Origin of the sequence: Morganella psychrotolerans, assembly GCF_001676055.1 — a bacterium.
GTDB classification, from domain to species: Bacteria; Pseudomonadota; Gammaproteobacteria; order Enterobacterales; family Enterobacteriaceae; genus Morganella; species Morganella psychrotolerans_B.
The window spans coordinates 398,454-418,218 of record NZ_LZEX01000012.1 but is presented as its reverse complement, the minus strand read 5'-3'; the positions used below and the strand labels follow the sequence as shown (position 1 = coordinate 418,218).

At 48.4% G+C, this 19,765-nt stretch carries 13 protein-coding genes and 2 pseudogenes; 2 read left to right on the top strand and 13 right to left on the bottom strand.

Annotation, left to right across the window (positions count from 1 at the left end; translation table 11 throughout):
* The first annotated feature begins 146 nt into the window (after positions 1–146).
* Positions 147–407: a YfhL family 4Fe-4S dicluster ferredoxin gene (locus tag AYY17_RS10365; RefSeq protein WP_067398564.1), complete on the top strand. Its 261-nt coding sequence runs from the start codon at positions 147–149 to the stop codon at positions 405–407.
* Between the two features lie 52 nt (positions 408–459).
* Here the strand turns inward: AYY17_RS10365 and acpS are convergent, their stop codons facing one another.
* The 7 genes and pseudogenes from acpS to lepA all read right to left on the bottom strand — a co-directional run bounded on the left by acpS (position 460) and on the right by lepA (position 6,957).
* The gene (gene acpS / locus AYY17_RS10360) at positions 460–849 is read right to left on the bottom strand and encodes a holo-ACP synthase (protein ID WP_067423479.1); all 390 of its coding nucleotides are present in this window, start codon (positions 847–849) and stop codon (positions 460–462) included.
* Positions 849–1,580, bottom strand: coding sequence for a pyridoxine 5'-phosphate synthase (pdxJ, locus tag AYY17_RS10355; protein WP_067398733.1), 732 nt, complete (start codon positions 1,578–1,580; stop codon positions 849–851). The genes acpS and pdxJ overlap by 1 nt, the downstream gene beginning before the upstream one ends.
* A 34-nt stretch (positions 1,581–1,614) precedes the next feature.
* The gene (gene recO / locus AYY17_RS10350) at positions 1,615–2,373 is read right to left on the bottom strand and encodes a DNA repair protein RecO (protein WP_067423477.1); all 759 of its coding nucleotides are present in this window, start codon (positions 2,371–2,373) and stop codon (positions 1,615–1,617) included.
* 7 nt (positions 2,374–2,380) lie between these two features.
* The gene (gene era, locus AYY17_RS10345) at positions 2,381–3,289 is read right to left on the bottom strand and encodes a GTPase Era (RefSeq protein ID WP_067423475.1); all 909 of its coding nucleotides are present in this window, start codon (positions 3,287–3,289) and stop codon (positions 2,381–2,383) included.
* Positions 3,286–3,965 (bottom strand): annotated as a pseudogene (rnc, locus tag AYY17_RS10340) (ribonuclease III). The gene era and the pseudogene rnc overlap by 4 nt, the downstream one beginning before the upstream one ends.
* Positions 3,966–4,146: 181 nt before the next feature.
* Positions 4,147–5,136: a signal peptidase I gene (lepB, locus tag AYY17_RS10335; protein WP_067423473.1), complete on the bottom strand. Its 990-nt coding sequence runs from the start codon at positions 5,134–5,136 to the stop codon at positions 4,147–4,149.
* A 24-nt stretch (positions 5,137–5,160) separates the two neighbouring features.
* On the bottom strand, positions 5,161–6,957 hold the full coding sequence (gene lepA / locus AYY17_RS10330) for a translation elongation factor 4 (RefSeq protein ID WP_067423570.1): 1,797 nt from the start codon (positions 6,955–6,957) through the stop codon (positions 5,161–5,163).
* A 543-nt stretch (positions 6,958–7,500) separates the two neighbouring features.
* Here lepA and AYY17_RS22720 point away from each other — a divergent pair.
* Positions 7,501–14,857, top strand: a pseudogene (locus AYY17_RS22720) (Tc toxin subunit A-related protein).
* Positions 14,858–14,958: 101 nt separating this feature from the next.
* Here AYY17_RS22720 and AYY17_RS21225 read toward each other — a convergent pair.
* From AYY17_RS21225 to AYY17_RS10295, 6 genes are all read right to left on the bottom strand, one after another.
* Positions 14,959–15,690, bottom strand: coding sequence for a methyltransferase domain-containing protein (locus AYY17_RS21225; RefSeq protein WP_156656679.1), 732 nt, complete (start codon positions 15,688–15,690; stop codon positions 14,959–14,961).
* Positions 15,691–15,910: 220 nt separating this feature from the next.
* A complete protein-coding gene (gene rseC / locus AYY17_RS10315) occupies positions 15,911–16,375 on the bottom strand; it encodes a SoxR-reducing system protein RseC (RefSeq protein ID WP_067423471.1) in 465 nt (154 codons plus the stop codon).
* 1 nt (position 16,376) lies between these two features.
* Complete coding sequence (gene rseB, locus AYY17_RS10310; RefSeq protein WP_067423470.1) at positions 16,377–17,336, bottom strand: sigma-E factor regulatory protein RseB; 960 nt, start codon at positions 17,334–17,336, stop codon at positions 16,377–16,379.
* Between the two features lie 7 nt (positions 17,337–17,343).
* A complete protein-coding gene (gene rseA, locus AYY17_RS10305; protein ID WP_067423468.1) occupies positions 17,344–17,979 on the bottom strand; it encodes an anti-sigma-E factor RseA in 636 nt (211 codons plus the stop codon).
* 33 nt (positions 17,980–18,012) lie between these two features.
* On the bottom strand, positions 18,013–18,588 hold the full coding sequence (gene rpoE, locus AYY17_RS10300) for an RNA polymerase sigma factor RpoE (RefSeq protein ID WP_067398578.1): 576 nt from the start codon (positions 18,586–18,588) through the stop codon (positions 18,013–18,015).
* Positions 18,589–18,937: 349 nt separating this feature from the next.
* On the bottom strand, positions 18,938–19,681 hold the full coding sequence (locus AYY17_RS10295) for a tRNA1(Val) (adenine(37)-N6)-methyltransferase (protein WP_067423465.1): 744 nt from the start codon (positions 19,679–19,681) through the stop codon (positions 18,938–18,940).
* Positions 19,682–19,765: the final 84 nt, after the last annotated feature.

The following is a 19,765-nucleotide window of genomic DNA, read 5'->3' as shown; positions in this document are numbered from 1 at the left end:
AGGCTTGTGTTGCTATTTTGTGTTACTGAGCCGGTAAATACAATGTTTTGATACTGGTTATATTTACACGTAAGGGTTAGATAGTAACGTATAAGTGCAAGATATAAGTTACTGAATTTTAAATAATTTATATGGTGATAGCGACTATGGCGTTACTGATTACTGAGCGTTGCATCAATTGTGATATGTGTGAACCTGAGTGCCCTAATGAAGCCATTTCAATGGGGGATTCTATCTATGAAATTAACCCTGACTTATGCACTGAGTGTGTCGGGCATTATGATAAGCCGACCTGTCAGTCTGTTTGCCCGATAACGAATACTATTATTATTGACCCTGTGCATACAGAGACTCAGGAAATGCTGTGGGATAAATTTGTGCTGATACATCACGCAGATAAAATCTGACAGAGGTAAACTAATTAGGTAAGCGCGCCTGTAAACAGGCGCACCGTATTAATTACGTTGGGTTTGTTTCGAGAATAACGGTGGCACAGGCGTAGTTGTGCTCATCCGCAATTGAGACATGATAATGCGTCACTTCCCGGGCGGCTGCCAGTTCCCCGGCATAGCCGAGAAAGGTCAGGTTCGGCTTTCCCAGCGAATCATTACTGACTTCAAACTGATTGAACGCCAGTCCCTGACGGATCCCTGTTCCCAGCGCTTTTGAAGCGGCTTCTTTGACCGCAAAGCGCTTTGCCAGGAAACGGACGGGCTGTTTGTGCTGTAAATAAACATCCCATTCCGCGTCACTGAGGATACGTTTTGCAAAGCGGTCACCGGTACGCCCGATGACCGCTTCAATGCGACTTATTTCAACAATATCTGTACCAATACCAACAATAGCCATTAACGACGGGCTTCTCTCAGCAATGTTTTCATCTCTGCAACGGCGGCAGCCAGTCCGCTGAATACTGCGCGCCCAATAATGGCATGACCGATATTCAGCTCATAAATGGCAGGGAGTGCAGCAATACGCTGAACATTATGATAGTTCAGACCGTGTCCGGCATTAACCGTCAGGCCTTTACCCGCAGCATATGCAACCGCGTCTTTTATCCGGATAAATTCTTTATCTTCTTCCTGTGATGTCGCGGCATCCGCATAAGCACCGGTGTGAATTTCAATAAAAGGTGCGCCGACATCATCTGCAGCATCAATCTGGGTATGATCAGGGTCGATAAACAGAGAGACTTTAATTCCGGCTTCGGTCAAACGCTTAACCGCGCGTGCGATTTTCTCTTTTTGTCCGGCGACATCCAGCCCGCCTTCAGTTGTAACTTCCTGGCGTTTTTCCGGCACCAGACAACAAAATACCGGTTTGATGCGACACGCGATATCCACCATCTCATCAGTAACCGCCATTTCCAGGTTCATGCGGGTCTGAATAGTTTGTCTGAGAAGTTCGACATCACGATCCGTAATATGGCGGCGATCTTCCCGCAGATGAACTGTGATCCCTTCGGCACCTGCCTGCTCTGCGACAAAGGCCGCCTGAACCGGATCCGGATAGTTTGTGCCGCGTGCGTTACGGACAGTAGCAATGTGGTCAATGTTTATGCCCAATAAAACTTCACTCATTTTTTAATCCTCAGGGTAACTTTTATTGTTCAGTTTAACCTTTTTCAACCGAAGAGGAACTACTGTGACTATTTTCTTTCGAAACCGGTGCCGGGCGCACAAATTGGCGAAATAATTCACGACTTTTCAATGGCTTTCCGCCCAGATAAGGTTTTAAAGCAATGCGGGTAAAGCGCTTGGCGGCACGTAATGTTTCCGCATCCGGAAATTCGCGGGTGGCAAGGGCTTTCAGTTCACGTCCGGTAAAACTGCTGTTATCCACCACCAGGCTTGCGATAAACCCTTTTTCTTCGCGGTAGCGGTACGTCATGGTGTCGGAAACTTCCTGTCCGCTGCCTGCGCAGTGCAGAAAATCCACGCCATAGCCGATGTGGTGTAACAGTGCCAGTTCAAACTGACGCAGTGCCTGTTCCGGTGTGGTTTCACTCGCCGCAAGATATTGAAGGCAGCGCAGATAATCAAAAAAGAGTGCGGAATAAATAACGCCGTTGGCCAGCAGACGGGAGAGTAATTCATTGATATACAATCCGCTGTAAAGCACGGTGCCGGACAGAGGTAACGCGAGGGAGATGGGATCCGCGTCGCGCAGGGTTTTCAGTTCACCCCGCCCGCCCCAGCGGATAAGCAGGGGCGTGAACGGTTGTAACGTTCCTTTCAGATGAGAACGGCGGCGGCGCGCCCCTTTCGCCAGCAGGCGCTGCCGCCCTTCCTGTTCAGTGAACACATCCAGTATCAGACTGGTTTCACTGTAAGGGCGACTATGAAGCACAAAGGCGCGTTGCCAGCCGTCCATCACTGATTTATTTCAGGTCGTCAGTGTAACCCAGACTGCGGAGTGCGCGTTCGTCATCAGCCCAGCCGGCTTTGACTTTCACCCACAGTTCCAGATGCACTTTGGCTTCAAACATGCGTTCCATATCGTGACGGGCTTCCGTTCCGATCGTTTTGATGCGGCTGCCTTTGTTACCGATAACCATTTTTTTCTGGCCATCGCGTTCAACAAGGATCAGCGCATTGATATGGAATAACCCGGTTTCTGTCACTAAAAAACGTTCAATTTCAACGGTAACAGAGTACGGCAATTCATCGCCCAGAAAACGCATCAGTTTTTCACGGATGATTTCTGAGGCCATAAAGCGCTGTGAGCGGTCAGTAATATAGTCTTCAGGAAAGTGGAACTCTGCCTGCGGAATATGCTTGCGTGCAATTTTCGCGATGGTATCCACGTTCATTTTTTTCTCGGCGCTCAGTGGTACAACGTCGAGAAAATCCATCTGCTGACTTAAAAAGGCAATGTGCGGCAACAACTTGGTTTTGTCTTCCACATTATCGACTTTGTTGATCGCCAGCAGAACCGGGCAACGCAGGGTGCGGACTTTATTCAGCACCATCTCATCATCCGGCGTCCAGTTGGTGCCTTCAACCATAAAAATCACCAGCTCAACGTCTCCGATAGAGCTGCTGGCTGCACGGTTCATCAGGCGGTTAATTGCCCGTTTTTCCTCAATGTGCAGCCCCGGGGTATCCACATAAATAATCTGGTAATTATCTTGTGTATCGATCCCCATAATGCGATGCCGCGTGGTCTGCGGTTTACGCGAGGTAATAGAGACTTTCTGACCCAGTAACTGGTTCAGTAAGGTGGATTTGCCCACGTTAGGGCGTCCGACTATTGCGACAAATCCGCAATAGGTATTTTCTTCGCTCATTCAAGCTCCAACAAAATTAATGCTTGTTCCGCCGCGGCCTGTTCGGCTTTCCGACGCTGGAACCGTTACCTTTAACCGGTTGTTCTACGCCGCTTATCTGGCAGTGAATAGTGAACTCCTGGTCATGAGCCTCACCTTTCACCTGAACAACAAGGTAATTCGGCAGAGGCAGATGTCGCCCCTGCAAATATTCCTGTAACCGGGTTTTCGGATCTTTTTGCTTATCGCCCGGGTAAATTTCACTGAGCCGGGACTCGTACCAACTGAGAATAATTTTCTCAACGGTCTGAATATCACTGTCGAGAAAAATACCGCCAATTAGTGCTTCAACGGTATCCGCGAGGATTGATTCACGACGACAGCCGCCGCTTTTCAACTCACCGGGCCCCAGGCGCAGACATTCGCCGAGGTTAAACTCACGGGCCAGTTCTGCCAGGGTATTTCCGCGCACTAATGTGGCACGCATACGGCTCATATCGCCTTCATCCACTTTCGGGAAACGGTGATATAAGTCATTGGCAATGACAAAACTTAAAATGGAATCACCCAGAAATTCCAGGCGTTCATTATGTTTGCTGCTGGCACTGCGATGTGTCAGCGCCTGCATTAATAAATCGTGCTGAACAAAAGTATAGCCGATTTTACGTTGCAGCTGGTTTATTACTATCGGGTTCATGTGCGACCAAATAAAAAGTGTGGAGTTTATAAAAGGCACACGCAACAGACCTGTAGCGACGGAAAACCGTAATACAAAACTGTTGCGTTTGCACTGGCTCTCCGGTTGCCGGAGAGCCAGTCATTTAGCGGGCATATTCTACACTGTGATACACAGTAATGCTCAGCAAATTCTCGTTTTTCTACTCTATGCGTCCGAAACGGCTGAAGCGCAGGCCTGTAGGCCACTCACCTTCCTGTTTCTCAAGGCTTAACCAGATGAAACTCGCACGGCCGACCAGGTTCTGTTCAGGAACAAATCCCCAGACACGGCTGTCAGAGCTGTTATCACGGTTATCACCCATCATAAAGTAGTGTCCCTGCGGCACAACCCAGGTATATGCCGGCAGTCCCGGCTGGCGGAACAGACGCTGTTCGCCGATACTCTGTGGTGTGATTTCAGGTACAGTCAGAATATGGTGAGCCACCGGCCCCAGGTTTTCAATACGTTCAGCCTGTCGGCGATAGCCTACTTCCATATCATCTTCAATCGGGAACTGGCGTGAGCCATTCATAAATGCGCCGCCCATCGGGGATTTTTCCCAGTGGTTTGCCCATTCACTTTCATATTCCTGACCATAGGTCACCGGCAGTGTTTCACAATTATCCTGATTTTTATCGCATGCAGGATAAATCTGTAACTCTTTGGTGTACGGATCGTATACCAGTTTATCGCCCGGCAGACCAATCACACGTTTAACGTAATCCAGTGTCGGATCTTCCGGATATTTAAACACAGCAATATCACCGCGCTTTGGCTCACCGGTTTTAATCAGTGTGGTCTGCGTGATCGGATCTTTTAATCCGTACGCATATTTTTCCACCAGCATAAAATCGCCGATCAGCAGTGTCGGCATCATTGAGCCGGACGGGATCTGAAACGGCTCATAGATAAATGAGCGGACGATCAAAACAATTGCCAGAACCGGGAACAGGGATGCGGTGCTTTCCACCCATGTCGGCTTCGCCACTGTTGCAGCAAGATGCGCCTGATCCATGGTTCCTTCAGTCAGCTCCGCCATGCGCGCCAGTTTTTTCTTGCGGGCCGGCTGAATTTTAAACTTATTCACCGCCCAGACAATCCCGGTAACCAATGTTGCCAGGGTCAGGATCAGCGCAAAGGTGTTTGCCATTAGATTTCCTTACAACCTGATGAATTAATTATCTTTACCAACATGAAGAATGGCTAAAAACGCCTCTTGCGGTAACTCAACGTTCCCGACCTGCTTCATGCGTTTCTTACCGTCTTTCTGCTTCTGCAACAGTTTTTTCTTACGGCTGACGTCACCACCATAGCATTTTGCCAGGACGTTTTTACGCAACTGTTTCACTGTTGAACGCGCAATAATATGCATACCGATGGCTGCCTGAATCGCGATATCAAACTGCTGGCGCGGGATCAGGTCTTTCATTTTATCAACCAGTTCACGACCACGGTACATTGAGTTATCGCGGTGCGTGATCAGTGCCAGGGCATCAACCCGCTCATTATTGATAAGAATATCAACACGAACCATGTCAGATGTCTGGAAGCGTTTGAAGTTATAATCCAGTGATGCATAGCCGCGCGAAGTTGACTTCAGGCGATCAAAGAAGTCCAGAACCACTTCTGCCATCGGGATCTCATAGGTCAGCGCAACCTGGTTACCGTGATAGACCATGTTGGTCTGCACACCACGCTTTTCAATACACAGGGTAATTACGTTCCCCAGGTACTGTTGCGGCAGCAGCATGTTACATTCCGCGATAGGCTCCCGCAGCTCTTCAATATTGTTCAGTGCCGGTAATTTGGACGGACTGTCAACATAGATAGTTTCACCGCCGGTGGTCAGCACTTCATAAACAACGGTCGGCGCTGTGGTGATAAGATCCAAGTCATATTCACGCTCCAGACGCTCCTGAATAATCTCCATGTGCAGAAGACCCAGGAAGCCGCAGCGGAAACCAAAGCCCAGCGCAGTAGAGCTTTCCGGCTCATAGAATAATGAGGCGTCATTCAGGCTGAGTTTACCCAGCGCATCACGGAAAGCTTCATAATCATCAGAACTGACCGGGAACAGACCCGCATACACCTGTGGTTTGACTTTTTTAAAGCCCGGCAGTGCTTTTTCAGCAGGCTGACGTGCGCTTGTTAAGGTATCCCCGACCGGCGCACCTAAAATATCTTTAATAGCACAGACGACCCAGCCCGCTTCGCCACATCTGAGAATATCTTTATCCACCTGTTTTGGCGTAAAAATACCCACACGATCCGCGTTATAGACCTGACCGGTACTCATAACTTTGATTTTATCGCCTTTGCGCAGTGTGCCGTTTTTAATACGGACAAGTGACACCACACCGAGGTAGTTATCAAACCAGGAGTCAACAATCAGCGCCTGTAAAGGTGCATCAGGATCCCCTTTTGGCGGCGGAATATCACGCACCAGGCGTTCGATAACATCGATAACACCTATACCGGTTTTCGCTGAACAGCGCACCGCGTCTGCCGCTTCAATACCGACGATGTCTTCTATTTCTTCTGCCACGCGCTCAGGTTCAGCTGCCGGCAGGTCAATTTTGTTCAGAACCGGGACAACTTCCAGGTTCATTTCCATGGCGGTATAACAGTTCGCCAGAGTTTGCGCTTCAACACCCTGCCCGGCATCGACCACCAGCAGCGCACCTTCACATGCCGCCAGTGAGCGGGAAACTTCATAAGAGAAGTCAACGTGGCCCGGGGTGTCGATGAAATTGAGCTGGTAGGTTTCACCGTTCTGCGCGGTGTAATCCAGCGTCACACTCTGCGCTTTGATCGTAATACCGCGTTCGCGTTCCAGATCCATCGAGTCCAGAACCTGCGCTTCCATTTCACGGTCGGATAACCCACCGCAAATCTGAATAATGCGATCTGATAACGTTGATTTACCATGATCGATATGAGCAATAATGGAAAAATTTCGTATATGGTTAATTTTCAAGATAAAATTCTTCTTTGCAATGCCCTATAAAACTAGCTTTGCCCGCCCGGCGGACACAAAGCCAACACTCTATATTGCTGGTTGACAGACATATTGTCAGCATTCTACATGCTACAGACTCTCAACTCAAAGAAACGTTCATTTTGCGGGGAAAAAAACCGCCTTCCCGGATAACGGGTCAGTCATTCTGACATCTGGTTTTGTCATCTGCATCAGGTTTGTCATCTGAGTCCGTTAATTAATCACCTGGTATATAGATATATAGATATTCATGAATCTCAGTGATAATTAAATAAAAATAAAATTACCGAAATAAGATTAATAATCAAATAATTAAAATAATCACAAAAAAAAACAAGCACCTTATGACAATTCATTTATTTGACTAATAAAATCCAATAGCGACAAATACTATTAACAATGATATTTGCTTAAATACCAATGATGTTCAGTAAAAAATATCCACACAGGGTAATTAGATATTTTACCCGGAAATTATTTACATTAGATAATTTAACTCTTATAAGGGAATAATTAATGGAACACATAATCAGAATACTCGAAAAAGTAAATAAGGAGCGTAACGACCAGCCACTCACTCTGGCCGACTTTATGCCCCTTTCCCTTGCCGAAATCCGCAACCAGGCTCACCTTTCACAGGATGACGCACAGTTACTGTACCGCGCGGCACAAAAAGAAAAGCAAAACAACATTCTCTATACCGCACGGGTGCTGACCCGCGCGAACCCGCTGCTGAGAAAAGAGATGGGTGTTGCCCGTTATTACGGCGCCGCCCCATATGGCTATGATGATATTATCCCGCCGCGTGCCGATGAATTTGTCGCACCCGGCGCCGTCTCTTCCATGTTTTCCCCTGCCGGTTATCTGACTGAGCTGTACCGTGAAGCCCGGGGACTGCATCCAAAAGGCAGTGGCCGTAATCTGGATGAGCGCCGTCCGGACCTGGCAAAACTGGTGCTCTCTCAGGACAATCTGGATAACGAAATCTCTGCTCTGTCACTGGCGAATGAGCAACTGGAAACAGCGCTGATGACAAAAGCCGGTCAGACAGACAAACGCAAATATTATGAAGCCCTGGCAACCTCCCGCCGCAGTGGTGTAACGCCGTATAACGTGCCGTTTGAGGGAATACATAACGCCCTGGCACAGCGGAATTTTGTCCTGCCGGATAATACTCTCAGCACCCCTGTGAATTTTCCCATACTGGCGGCATACGACGCCGGTATCTCACCAGAGTTATATGCCATACTGACAGAAAACACAGAGTCATTAACCGGCACCGCTCTGAAAGACTCTCTGAAAAAAAACTTCCCGGAGATTAAGATTAAAGACCTGATGACTCTGGATGCGCTGGCCAATTATTATGAGCTTCCGGCAGATGAAATTCAGGCCCTTATTGCTGCCGAAATAACAGGCCGGTTACCAGCACCGGATGTGTATAACGACGATAATAAACTGGTAATACCGGCAATAAACACTGGCGGAAAAATTACATTCAGTGAACTGGCCAAAACACAGAATGATAAAGAACAGACAGACTATATTGATTTAATTCCGCTGGGTGGTAATCAGTTTTTAGTTAATTTTAGTGTAAAGAAAACCAAAAAAGAGGCGACGCATTTTAGTATAGGCTATAACGAATCGCTTGATAATCTGGCAGATAAAAATGGTTTTGTTCCTCTGGCCGGGGAGCACTACAGTATCCCCGTCACACTGGATGCTAAAATTTTAGAAGCCGAGACTAAAATCGGCATCACCAGAAAAAAACCAAAACCTGCCAGCGACGGGAACTATTACGGCTCAGCCACCTTCACCATCCGTACCAATGCGGAACCGGGTATATGGCTCCTCAGACTCAATAAAACACTGCGTCTGGCAAAAGTCAGCGGTATGACCCCGCAGGAAACACAACATGCATTAATCCACGTCAGAGGTACTACAAGCGAATACGAATTACGCCGTTTCACCGAAACGCTGCTTTACCGTAAACGTTACGGTATTGATACTGAAACAGCATTAATGCTGTGTAACGCCGGTATCAGCAAAGTCAGCTATGACGGGCAGATCAGCCATTTTGACCGCCTGTTTAATAATCCGCCGCTGAATGGTGTAACTTACACTGTAGGTGGTGATGATATTCCCATGAAGCCGGGTAAGCAAGACCTGCGTCGTGAAGTCCTGAAACGCGCTTTTCGGGTAGATGATATCGGTTTGTGGCAACTACTTGTTATCACAAACCGTAATAAAACACCCGAAACTATCAAAAACAAGACAGAAAAACTTCGTGGTCTGTTATTTGTTCGTCTGCTGGCGGATGTGCACAACCTGACAGTAGCACAACTGGATGCCCTGCTGCGGATTTCCCCTTACAGTGCAATGAACGTTTACAATTTAGAGGGCAAAATGCGCCAGGAAATGCTCACGTTTCTGTCCCGCATCACCCAATGGCTGAATACACAAAATATCACGGTTGAACAACTGATGCTGCTGCTGGATAAAATATCTCCGGCGGCGCTGACCAAAGAGATGCAGGTCCTGCAGGATCACCTGCGTAACGGTAGTATTGACGACACCGATACAAAAACACTGTATACCACCATGCGCCGGTGATTACCGCGGCTATGCAGCTGGACGTTACGGAATCGGGGGAAGCTCTGCTGCGCTGGCTGGATAAAAACCATCTCAAAGATATACCCACCACCACCGAGGCCTGGAAGCTTATTACCAAAGAAAAGCCGTCTGTTGACGAACAGAAACAACTGGCTGCCTGGTGTCAGGCACTGGCACAGCGTGTATTGGTGATTCGCTCCTTTGCACTCAGTAATGCCGAACTTCAGACGTTGTCACTCGGTGCACCGACTGAAAATTTTATCAACCTGTATGACATCAGTGATTTCCATAACCTGATTAACCGCTGCGGTGAACAGGCCGGTACGGTACTGGATGCACTGCAAGGCAAGACCCTGACTGCCGCTATTCTGGCAAAAGCACTGAATCTGTCAGAAGAGGTGATTACTCAGGCACTGACACAGGCCGGACAAAAACCGGAACTGACCACATGGCAACAGCTGGCCAAATTGCCGCCACGGCTGGATTTGGCAGATACCCTGCATATCACCCCGAAAGATATCACCACTCTGCTGACAGTGTCTGAAAATGTGAAACCTACTTATGCAGAACTCTACGCACTGACAGGATTGTTACAGGCCGGTCTGAACGAGCAACAGACCAAACAACTGCAAAATCAGTCTGAACCGCGCCGCAGTGAAGCCCTCAGCGGGGAGTACCGCTCTCTGATTATGAACAATCCGGTGGCAGACCGTGATGATATCTGGCGTAATCTGCTGGTGGACGGTAAAGTCAGTGCTGCCGTCACCACCACACGGCTGGCCGATGCGATTGCCGGTATTCAGCTCTATATTAACCGCACCATTGCCGGTGATGAGCCGGGTGCAGACAGTGACGCTCTTGAGCGTCAGTTCTTTAAAGACTGGGATACCTATAACAAACGCTACAGCACCTGGGCGGGTGTGTCTCAGTTAGTCTATTACCCTGAAAACTTCGTTGATCCGACCCTCCGTACCGGTCAGACCGGGATGATGAACACCATGCTGGAGCAGCTTTCACAAAGTGAGCTCAACAAAGATACCCTGGAAAGCGGCTTCCGCCAGTATCTGACCGCCTTTGAGCAGATCGCTGACCTGAAAGTGGTCAGCGGTTATCATGATACGGTTGATATTACTCAGGGTAACACCTGGTTTATCGGTACCAGCCAGACTGAGCCGAAAAAATATTACTGGCGCAAAGCCGATCACAGTAAATGTCAGAATGGCCGTTTTGCCGCCAATGCCTGGAGTGACTGGAAAGAAATTACCTGTGCGGTGAATCCGTATGGGGATATGGTGCGTCCGGTGATTTTCCATTCACGTCTTTATCTGTTATGGATTGAAAAACAAGTACAGAAAGATAGCACCGGTAAAGATACGGCATCTTTTACCCTGAAGCTGACACATGTCAAATATGACGGCAGTTGGGCTTCGCCATTCAGTTATGATATTACTGAAAACGACATATCCGGGTGGAAAAAATCGGGTCTGTACTGTGTCGCCAGCCAGGAAGATAATTCACTGCTCATTGCCTGGTATCAAATAGAAAAGGAAAAGCAGACCAGTAGCTTCGGACTACATATTCAGCCGGACATGAGCTGTAAAAAAAGAACCGAATATAGCAGAGATATTAGCCACAGTTACCCATCAATTAGATACAGAAAATACCGTCAGGGTAAACACCCTCCTGAATCGTATACCCTCTTCCAAATTTACCCTGGAAGAACAAGATGGGAATAAAGAAATTAATCTGGTCATCTCCCATGGCGGCTATACTGTCAAAACTGAAAACAGTATATCTACACTGATATTGGACCCTATTGCTTATATTAACATCAGTCCCTATAAATTATTTAGTTATATTCCTGATTTTTATCGCAGGAAATATATTACTCATCTTAACTATCATTCCGGTACGGTTTATGCTCCGAAATCAAAAAAAAATGGAGCCTGTCGGTAATTCTATATCCGATAAGATTAACGCTTGTGCTGTATATACTTATAATAACCAGCCACCGAAAAGACACATTACTCTTTCCATTGGCAAAATTTCTCCGCTAATTACTCCTCTTGAGCTGATAGGGAGTAAACTCGCGAGTTTCTATATAAAGCACGTAGAAACATCAACGTTGTATTATACATATGGAGGTGTTACCGACGATAGGTTAAAGTTGGAGGAAGATAAATATACTATCAACACTGGTGGAAAAATACTGGGCAAGCTTAGCTTGGGCGAAATGATAGCACAAGTCAAAACAATGAGTTCAGATGATATCTCCATTGAGTTTGAAATAAATAGTACGAAATATAAAACAATAACAGGTAGTGACGTCGGGCTCCGGCCACCATTATACCCGACAGACTCAAAAGAAACACTGGCATTCCCGTTTGGGAAACTGTTTATACCCCTTCCCCCTGGTGCAGATATTAGTAACCTGGATTGTACTATAAAAGTCAGGTTCACGAATACAGCTGTTCTTGCGGCTACTACCACTTATAAACTAGTTATAAAAAAAACTGGTTCAGTTAAAAAAGTCATATCCCTGCACACCACCAACGACGGCGCCCAATACATGGAATGGGATGCTTACCGCACCCGGCTCAATACCCTGTTTGCCCGGCAGTTAATTGAGCGGGCCAACCACGGTATTGATGCGGTACTGTCACCGGAAACCCAGAACCTGCGGGAACCGAAACCGGGACAGGGGACTTATGTGACGCTGACACTGAAACCGTATGACAAGGCTATTCATGGCGATGACCGGAAGTTTACGATTCAGCGTGGTGATGTCTTAGTTAAAGACGATATATATCCTGTTATTGACTCCACTGTGAATACAGAAACATCAACCATTGTTAATCTGTTTATCCCGCATATAAGATATAACGATAAACAACTACTCCTTCGCGCACACTTTCAGAGCGGCAATAAAAACTGGATTAAGTTTATTCCTGACGGAAACAATGGCTGGAAATTAGACACCAGCTATAACAACGGCACCTTCCCCGGCCTTGAATCCGTCTCCGGCCTGTCACAACCCGATGAACCGATGGACTTCAGCGGTGCCAATGCCCTCTATTTCTGGGAATTGTTCTATTACACTCCGATGATGGTAGCAACGCGTCTGTTGCAGGAGCAGAACTTTACCGAAGCCAACCGCTGGTTAGGCTATATCTGGCGTCCTGCCGCAAGCGGTGCCGGTGACTGGCGGGTGCGTCCGCTGAAAGAGGATATCTCCTGGAATGCTGATCCGCTGGATTCAGTTGACCCGGATGCCGTCGCCCAGAATGACCCGATGCACTACAAAATCAGTACGCTGATGAAACTGCTGGATCTGATCCTTGCCCGCGGGGACAGCGCTTACCGCATGCTGGAGCGCGATACGCTCAATGAAGCAAAAATGTGGTATATGCAGGCACTGGGGCTGCTGGGGGATAAACCACTGACGCTGATCAGCAGTGACTGGGGTAATCCGGCACTGAGTGATGCCGCCGACAAGACCAAAACCAAACAGCGGCAGGATGAAATCAGCCGTCTCCGCAACGGCGGTCTGCTGCCGGAGGTCCGTACTGCCAATACCCTGACCGGGCTGTTCCGTCCGCAGCAGAACGAAAAACTGCTCGGCTACTGGCAGACCCTGGAAATGCGCCTGTTTAATCTGCGCAATAATCTCTCCATTGATGGTCAGCCGTTGTCTCTGCCAATCTTTGCCGCACCGGCAGACCCGGCCGCACTGCTCAGTGCCGCAGCCGCAGCCTCCGGCGGCAGCAAACCTTTACCGTCTGCTGACATCCCGGCAATGCGCTTCCCGCAGGCACTGGAAAGTGCCCGTTCGCTGACCGGGCAACTGATGCAGTTCGGTTCCACTCTCCAGGGCCTGATTGAGCGCCGGGATGCGGAATCCATGAGTGAGCTTCTACAAAACCAGGCCGGTGAACTGATGCTTTCCTCTCTGCGTATACAGGAGCAGGCCCTCGCCGAACTGGATGCTGAGGGAAAAACACTGGAACAAAGCCGTACCGGAGCGCAATCCCGCTTTGACAGCTACCGGGCTCTGTATGATGAGAATGTCAGTGCCGCAGAAAAACGGACCATGGATCTGAACCTTTCCTCTTCAGTGCTGAGTACCTCCATTGGAGCACTGAATATGGCTTCTGCTGTTGCGGATATGGCACCGAACATATTCGGTGTGGCCGTCGGCGGCAGCCGCTGGGGGGGAATTCCTAAAGCATTTGGTTCGGCTATCGGCCTGGCGGCATCCGCCACCAAAATCACTGCCGATAATATCAGTCAGTCAGAAGCATGGCGCCGCCGCCGTCAGGAATGGGAAATCCAGAAAAATAATGCCGAATCTGAAGTGAAACAGATTGATGCACAACTGGAAGCCCTGGCTGTCCGCCGTACCGCCACAGAAATGCAGCGCGAACACCTGGAAATCCAGCAGGTGCAGATTCAGGCACAACTGGAATTCCTGCAGCGCAAATTCAGTAATAAAGCGCTCTACAGCTGGCTGCGCGGCCGTCTGGCATCTATCTATTACCGCTTCTACGACCTGACAGTGGCGCGCTGCGTGATGGCGGAAAAAGCTTACGCATGGCAGACCAATGATAAGGCTACCCGCTACATCAAACCTGGCGCATGGCAGAACAATAACGCCGGGCTGATGGCCGGGGAATCTTTGCTGCTGAACCTGGCAGAGATGGAACAGGCATGGCTGAAACAGGATAGTCGCTCACTGGAGGTCACCCGTACTGTTTCTCTGGCAGAAGTATACCGTACTGACAATCTCATTCTGGCAGAGAAAATTACTGAACTCCTGAATGGTAATGCCAGAGAGGAGAAACCGGCATTAACCGGGATTTCAATAACGAAGAATGAACAACTGCATGCCGCGTTTAACCTGAAAAAACTGGCTATTGCGGAAGACTATCCGTTCGAAGAGAAAAAAACACGTCGTATCAAACAGATCAGTGTAACCTTACCTGCACTCGTGGAGCCCTATCAGGATATGCGGGCTATATTCAGCTATGGCGGCAGCTCGTTGCCGGCCGGCTGCAAAGCCATCGCGCTATCCCACGGTATCAATGATGACGGCCAGTTCCGGCTTGATTTCAATGACGGCCGCTGGCTGCCGTTTGAAGGTATCCCGGTGGATGATGACAGCAGCCTGACCCTGAGCTTCCCGGACGCAATCGGTGAGAAGCAGAAACCACTGCTGCTCAGCCTGACGGATATCGTCATCCATATCCGTTACACCATAAGTTAATTTGCGTCCTTATCCGGGCAGCCTGCGGGTTGCCCTTTCAGGAGGATACAACGGGTATTAACAGTGCAATCTCAGCCTGCTTCCGGCAGGCTGTTTGCTTTTTAGTCATAATTTATATGCGTAATTTTTCCGGGGGTACAGTCACAGCTCACTGCACGGGCAATTTTATGACCCTGCTCAAGAGAAAATGCCGGATTGGTTACCGGGCTGAACATATCGATATAATCCAGACTGGCTTTATTGTAAATAAAACCACCAATAAGCGGATTATTAACCTGATACATCAGCGGTAACATTGCCATCATTGATGAGGCGGGGATACCAATAAGGTGTTTTTCCAGATCGCCTTCCTGAATAGTATCCTGCGGATAAAACCATAATGGCGTGCTGATAAAAAAGCGGGCATTATCATTCATATTCGTCAGGATATATCTGACCAAATCAATTGCTGCCTCTTTATTAAGATGTTCAATCACATCCAGCAGGCAAATAACATCATATTTTGCAAATAATTCCGGAGGAATATTCTGAGCCAGTCCATGCCAGATATTCCGATAAATATTATCGTTAATCAGGCTGTTATTATAACAATTAGGTTTAAAACCGTCGATACCGTCCACAGACCAGTAAAACGAGTCTTCCCCGCCCTTTATCATCCGTCCCGTAAGGCCCAGACCAAACCCGATATCCAGTACATTAACTGAAAACTGCGTCATCAGGTCAGTTAATTGAAATAATAGTTCACGCGGGGCTGCAGACATTCCATCGCAGCATCCGGCAATCTCTCGTTCTTCACCGATAAATACGTAATCCTTTACTGTCTGTAATAACATACAAACCTCTTTTTAATCCGGAATTATTTCATCACTCTTCCTGTGCTATCTTATGCTACATAAATACCAGAATAAAAATATAGGAATAGCAATTATTTATATCCTTATTCATTCAAATCGCAGGGTTGTTGTCTGCATCCTGAATAATGTCAGATATATAATGAAAAAATCCCTGACGGATACCGGCAGGGATTTCTTTGATAATCCGATTAATTACGGTTCACTCATGCATCTCAACACTGAGTTCTGACGGTGGCAGCCCTATTTGCAGAATAACCGGCTCATAATCACCGGTATCACCTAAGCGGCGGGCAATATTACGTGCCAGCAGAAAACCGGCAACACCGCCCAGTAAACCACCCATTGGCACCAGAGTCTGGCTCATCGCCAGCGCTTGTGCCAGACCGGCACCTATGAATAATCCCAGCAGAGGTGTGAGATAGACCAACATAGCTGAGCGCAGCAGGCTTCCTTCCGGAATGCCTACTTCCACTTTTTGCCCGGCAACCAATGCTTCACTCACGGGGACTTCCAGCTGATGTTCAGCTTCCGGCCCCAGTTTATTGAGCAGATACGAGCCGCATGCGGCTTTCGCTTTACAACTGCCGCAACCGGCTGATGAACCGTAACGCAACACCGCGCGCCCGTCCTGCCAGCGCACGACGGTCGCCCATTCTTTCACCATATCAACCTCCGCTGAACGTCACGCCCTCAGCGACCTGCCTGGCTGTTGCCATCGGCAATTCACCGAAAATCGTGATTTCGTTATTACCTTTACGTAAGGTATACAGCGTACGTGAACCCTGGCGCAATGTCTGTTGATTTTCTGGGATCTTAACCGCCTTCGCGACATTCACTGAAAACGAGAACACCCCGTCACTGAACATCACGGTTTCAATCCACTCTTGCGCGCCAACCTGACGACGATTGCGGGTCAGCTCTTTAAAACCGTTCGGCAGACGCATCACATCCCAGTCAAATTTTACATTCTCAGACTGAGGAATAGCGAGAACCGGCGGCATAGTCACGGTTTGTACGGCTTTCAGCGATTCTGTCACGCCGGGATTATTCACTGATACAGATACCACACGGAACTGCTCCAGCGAAACATTGTTAAGATCCAGTAACTCGACCTGAAGCGGCAGACCACTCTCTTCATCCACCACAACAATATAGTTATAGCGGGAGTTATCTTTTGATGTGATCCGCACGACCCGTCCCGGGTGATCCCCGATATGAATGCGCCCCACATCAATAAAATTGTAATAGGCTTTCAGTGCAGCAAAATCGGCAAAAATAATGGCCGGCAGATAATCAACAATATGGTTACCGGTCAGACTGAATGAGTCCAGACCCGGCTCATAATAGCTGATTTCCTGACCCCGCTGCACAATTTCACGCCGCGAGCTGTCCATCTGCATAATTTGGGCAACCGGCTGACCGTTCATCAGCGCATGGCGGTAACGGACAGGAATAATTCCTTTCGGGGAAATGGTAATAAAAGCAAGTTCATAATTGAGAGTACGGGAAGCATCACCCATTTTCTGCAACAATGCCTCAGCACTTTGTGGTGATTGTGCTGAGGCAGGTGCTGCAGATAACAGGCTGCCCGTCAGGAGAACAACGGATAACCAGATTCGTTTCATTACCACACTACGGCTGTGATTGGCGGGACACACTACCCTGTTTCGGGGCGGATGTCGGTTTAACATCAGACTGACCGTCAGTGTGAGCACGGCGATCCAGTTCATACTGCTGTAAGATAGCGTTCAGGCGCGCACCGCGTTCCTGATCCATCTGACTCTGAGGTGCAAGACCCGCGCCACTTTTCAGATCAAGGCTGACCGGTGAGGCGCTGCCCATAAACGGAACCGTGTTAAAAGCAGATGCATCACCTGTTAACACGCCCTCTGTGCCGTCAGTATTATAGTGCTGAACACCCACAATGACCGCGAGTGAAACACATGCAGCCATACCAATCTGCGTAATCTGACTGGCCCACGGACGTAATTTTGCCACAAAACTGTAGTCACGCCATGTTTTCGGTTCAGGCTGAGATTCAGGGATAGCCTGAGGTGCAATATAAACCGGCTCCTGCGCCAGTGCATCAGCTACCCGGGCTGCGATGTCAAAATGCATGACATCAGGCAAGTCTCCACGCATTGCATCGCGGATAAGATGATAATCTGACCAGCTTTTTTGCAGGTCGGCATCACTTGTCAGTCCGGTAACCCATTCACTGTCAAGAGTTTCTCCGTCCATCAGTGCGGAAAGTGTCTCTTTTTGCATGCCAAAGTTCCCTTCAGTGTTGTTAAGCGCTCACTAATATTGTATCAGTGGCTGAACTTTATTATCGATGGCTTCACGCGCACGGAAAATACGGGAACGAACCGTACCAACCGGACACTCCATAATCACGGCTATCTCTTCATAGCTCAGACCATCGAGTTCGCGCAGTGTAATCGCCGTTTTCAGATCCTCAGGTAAGGAATCGATCGTGCGGAAAACCACCGCTCTTAATTCTTCAGACAACATTAAATTCTCAGGGTTCGATATTTCTTTTAATGCGCCTGATGCTTCAAAATTTTCCGCATCAGTTGCATCCACATCACTTGACGGCGGACGACGCCCCTGAGCAACCAGATAATTCTTTGCTGTATTAACCGCAATACGGTACAGCCAGGTATAAAATGCACTGTCACCACGGAACGACCCGATAGCGCGGTATGCCTTAATAAAGGACTCCTGCGCCACATCAGGAACATCACCCTGCGGAACATAGCGGGAAACTAAACTCGCCACTTTATGCTGATAGCGTATAACCAACATATTGAAGGCGTTCTGATCCCCTGTCTGTACCCGATCAACCAGCATTTGATCTGTTAACTGCTCGCTCATGCGCAGTGTTCTCTCCTGAAGCTCAGTTTCACTATTCTCTTACCTGTTCCGCTTCACTTCAATATGAGCAAGCGATACTTTGAGTCAGGCAAAAGAGTGAAGTTCATTTTTCTTTTAAAAAAATATAAAAAAACAGATCATTTTGTGATCTTTCCGACAATTTTTATAAGACGACGCCTAAGTAACTACACCCGGTCAGCGACTTTGACAAGCAGCGCTATAGGCTATCACGTTTTTCCCGGTAAGCTCTCTGATAATCACGAAAAATTCCGCTTCAACAGTGTAAATATCCTGTGAAATCCGTTTTAAGCCGGAAAAGCCGCTGCTACACCCGATATGACAGTCCGGTTTAGTATTTCAGGTAATATCCACTGATAAATGCTTTAAAATCATCGCTATACTGACCATCCTGCATTTTGATGCTCATTGTCCGGGTCTGTGCTGTAACCGCCCGGCGGGATAACGCAATCAGTATGCGGTGAAACGGGGTGTCCGGTTTGTCTGACACTGCCACTTGTGAATGCAGAAACCAGTTCTGTTCATTTCCGGCTGCGATAAACGCCTGTCCGATATCATAAGGCAGCACCACACACAGCAATCCGTCAGGTGTCAGCAGTTGCTCCGCCGTGTGCAAAAGCGTGCGGTGATCCAGTGACGAGGTATAGCGCGCCGTTTCACGCGCACTGTCGCGGCAGGCCACGGCGGGTAAAAAATAGGGCGGGTTACTGACAATCAGATCATAGCGTTTCTGCGGATACGCACTGAGAAATTCGCCGATACCCAGATGAAAGACCTGCATCCGTGACGCCCACGGTGACGCCTGTGTATTTTCCAGCGCCTGTAAATACGCGCCTTCATCAATATCCACCGCATCAATCTGTGTGTCCGGCAGCGCCCGTTGCGCCAGCATCAGTGCCACCAGCCCGCTGCCGGTGCCGATATCCAGAATGTGCCGGGCGTGCTCACACGGCGCCCAGCCCCCCAGTAAAACACCATCGGTGCCGACCTTCATTGCGCACCGGTCATGGGCGACAAAAAACTGTTTAAAGGTAAAACCGCGGCGGCGCGGAGTGGAATTATTTTCTGTCATCATTATTGCGCTGCTATATGATAAAATAGGAAAAAATCTGTCCGACAGGATACGGGCTTATGTCTGCGGAAGAAAGTCCGGCGTGCA

Coding starts and splice junctions, on each gene's coding strand:
- AYY17_RS10365 (WP_067398564.1), top strand. CDS start 147: ATGGCGTTACTGATTACTGAGCGTTGCATCAATTGTGATATGTGTGAA.
- acpS (WP_067423479.1), bottom strand. CDS start 849: ATGGCTATTGTTGGTATTGGTACAGATATTGTTGAAATAAGTCGCATT.
- pdxJ (WP_067398733.1), bottom strand. CDS start 1,580: ATGAGTGAAGTTTTATTGGGCATAAACATTGACCACATTGCTACTGTC.
- recO (WP_067423477.1), bottom strand. CDS start 2,373: ATGGACGGCTGGCAACGCGCCTTTGTGCTTCATAGTCGCCCTTACAGT.
- era (WP_067423475.1), bottom strand. CDS start 3,289: ATGAGCGAAGAAAATACCTATTGCGGATTTGTCGCAATAGTCGGACGC.
- lepB (WP_067423473.1), bottom strand. CDS start 5,136: ATGGCAAACACCTTTGCGCTGATCCTGACCCTGGCAACATTGGTTACC.
- AYY17_RS21225 (WP_156656679.1), bottom strand. CDS start 15,690: ATGTTATTACAGACAGTAAAGGATTACGTATTTATCGGTGAAGAACGA.
- rseC (WP_067423471.1), bottom strand. CDS start 16,375: ATGGTGAAAGAATGGGCGACCGTCGTGCGCTGGCAGGACGGGCGCGCG.
- rseB (WP_067423470.1), bottom strand. CDS start 17,336: ATGAAACGAATCTGGTTATCCGTTGTTCTCCTGACGGGCAGCCTGTTA.
- rseA (WP_067423468.1), bottom strand. CDS start 17,979: ATGCAAAAAGAGACACTTTCCGCACTGATGGACGGAGAAACTCTTGAC.
- rpoE (WP_067398578.1), bottom strand. CDS start 18,588: ATGAGCGAGCAGTTAACAGATCAAATGCTGGTTGATCGGGTACAGACA.
- AYY17_RS10295 (WP_067423465.1), bottom strand. CDS start 19,681: ATGATGACAGAAAATAATTCCACTCCGCGCCGCCGCGGTTTTACCTTT.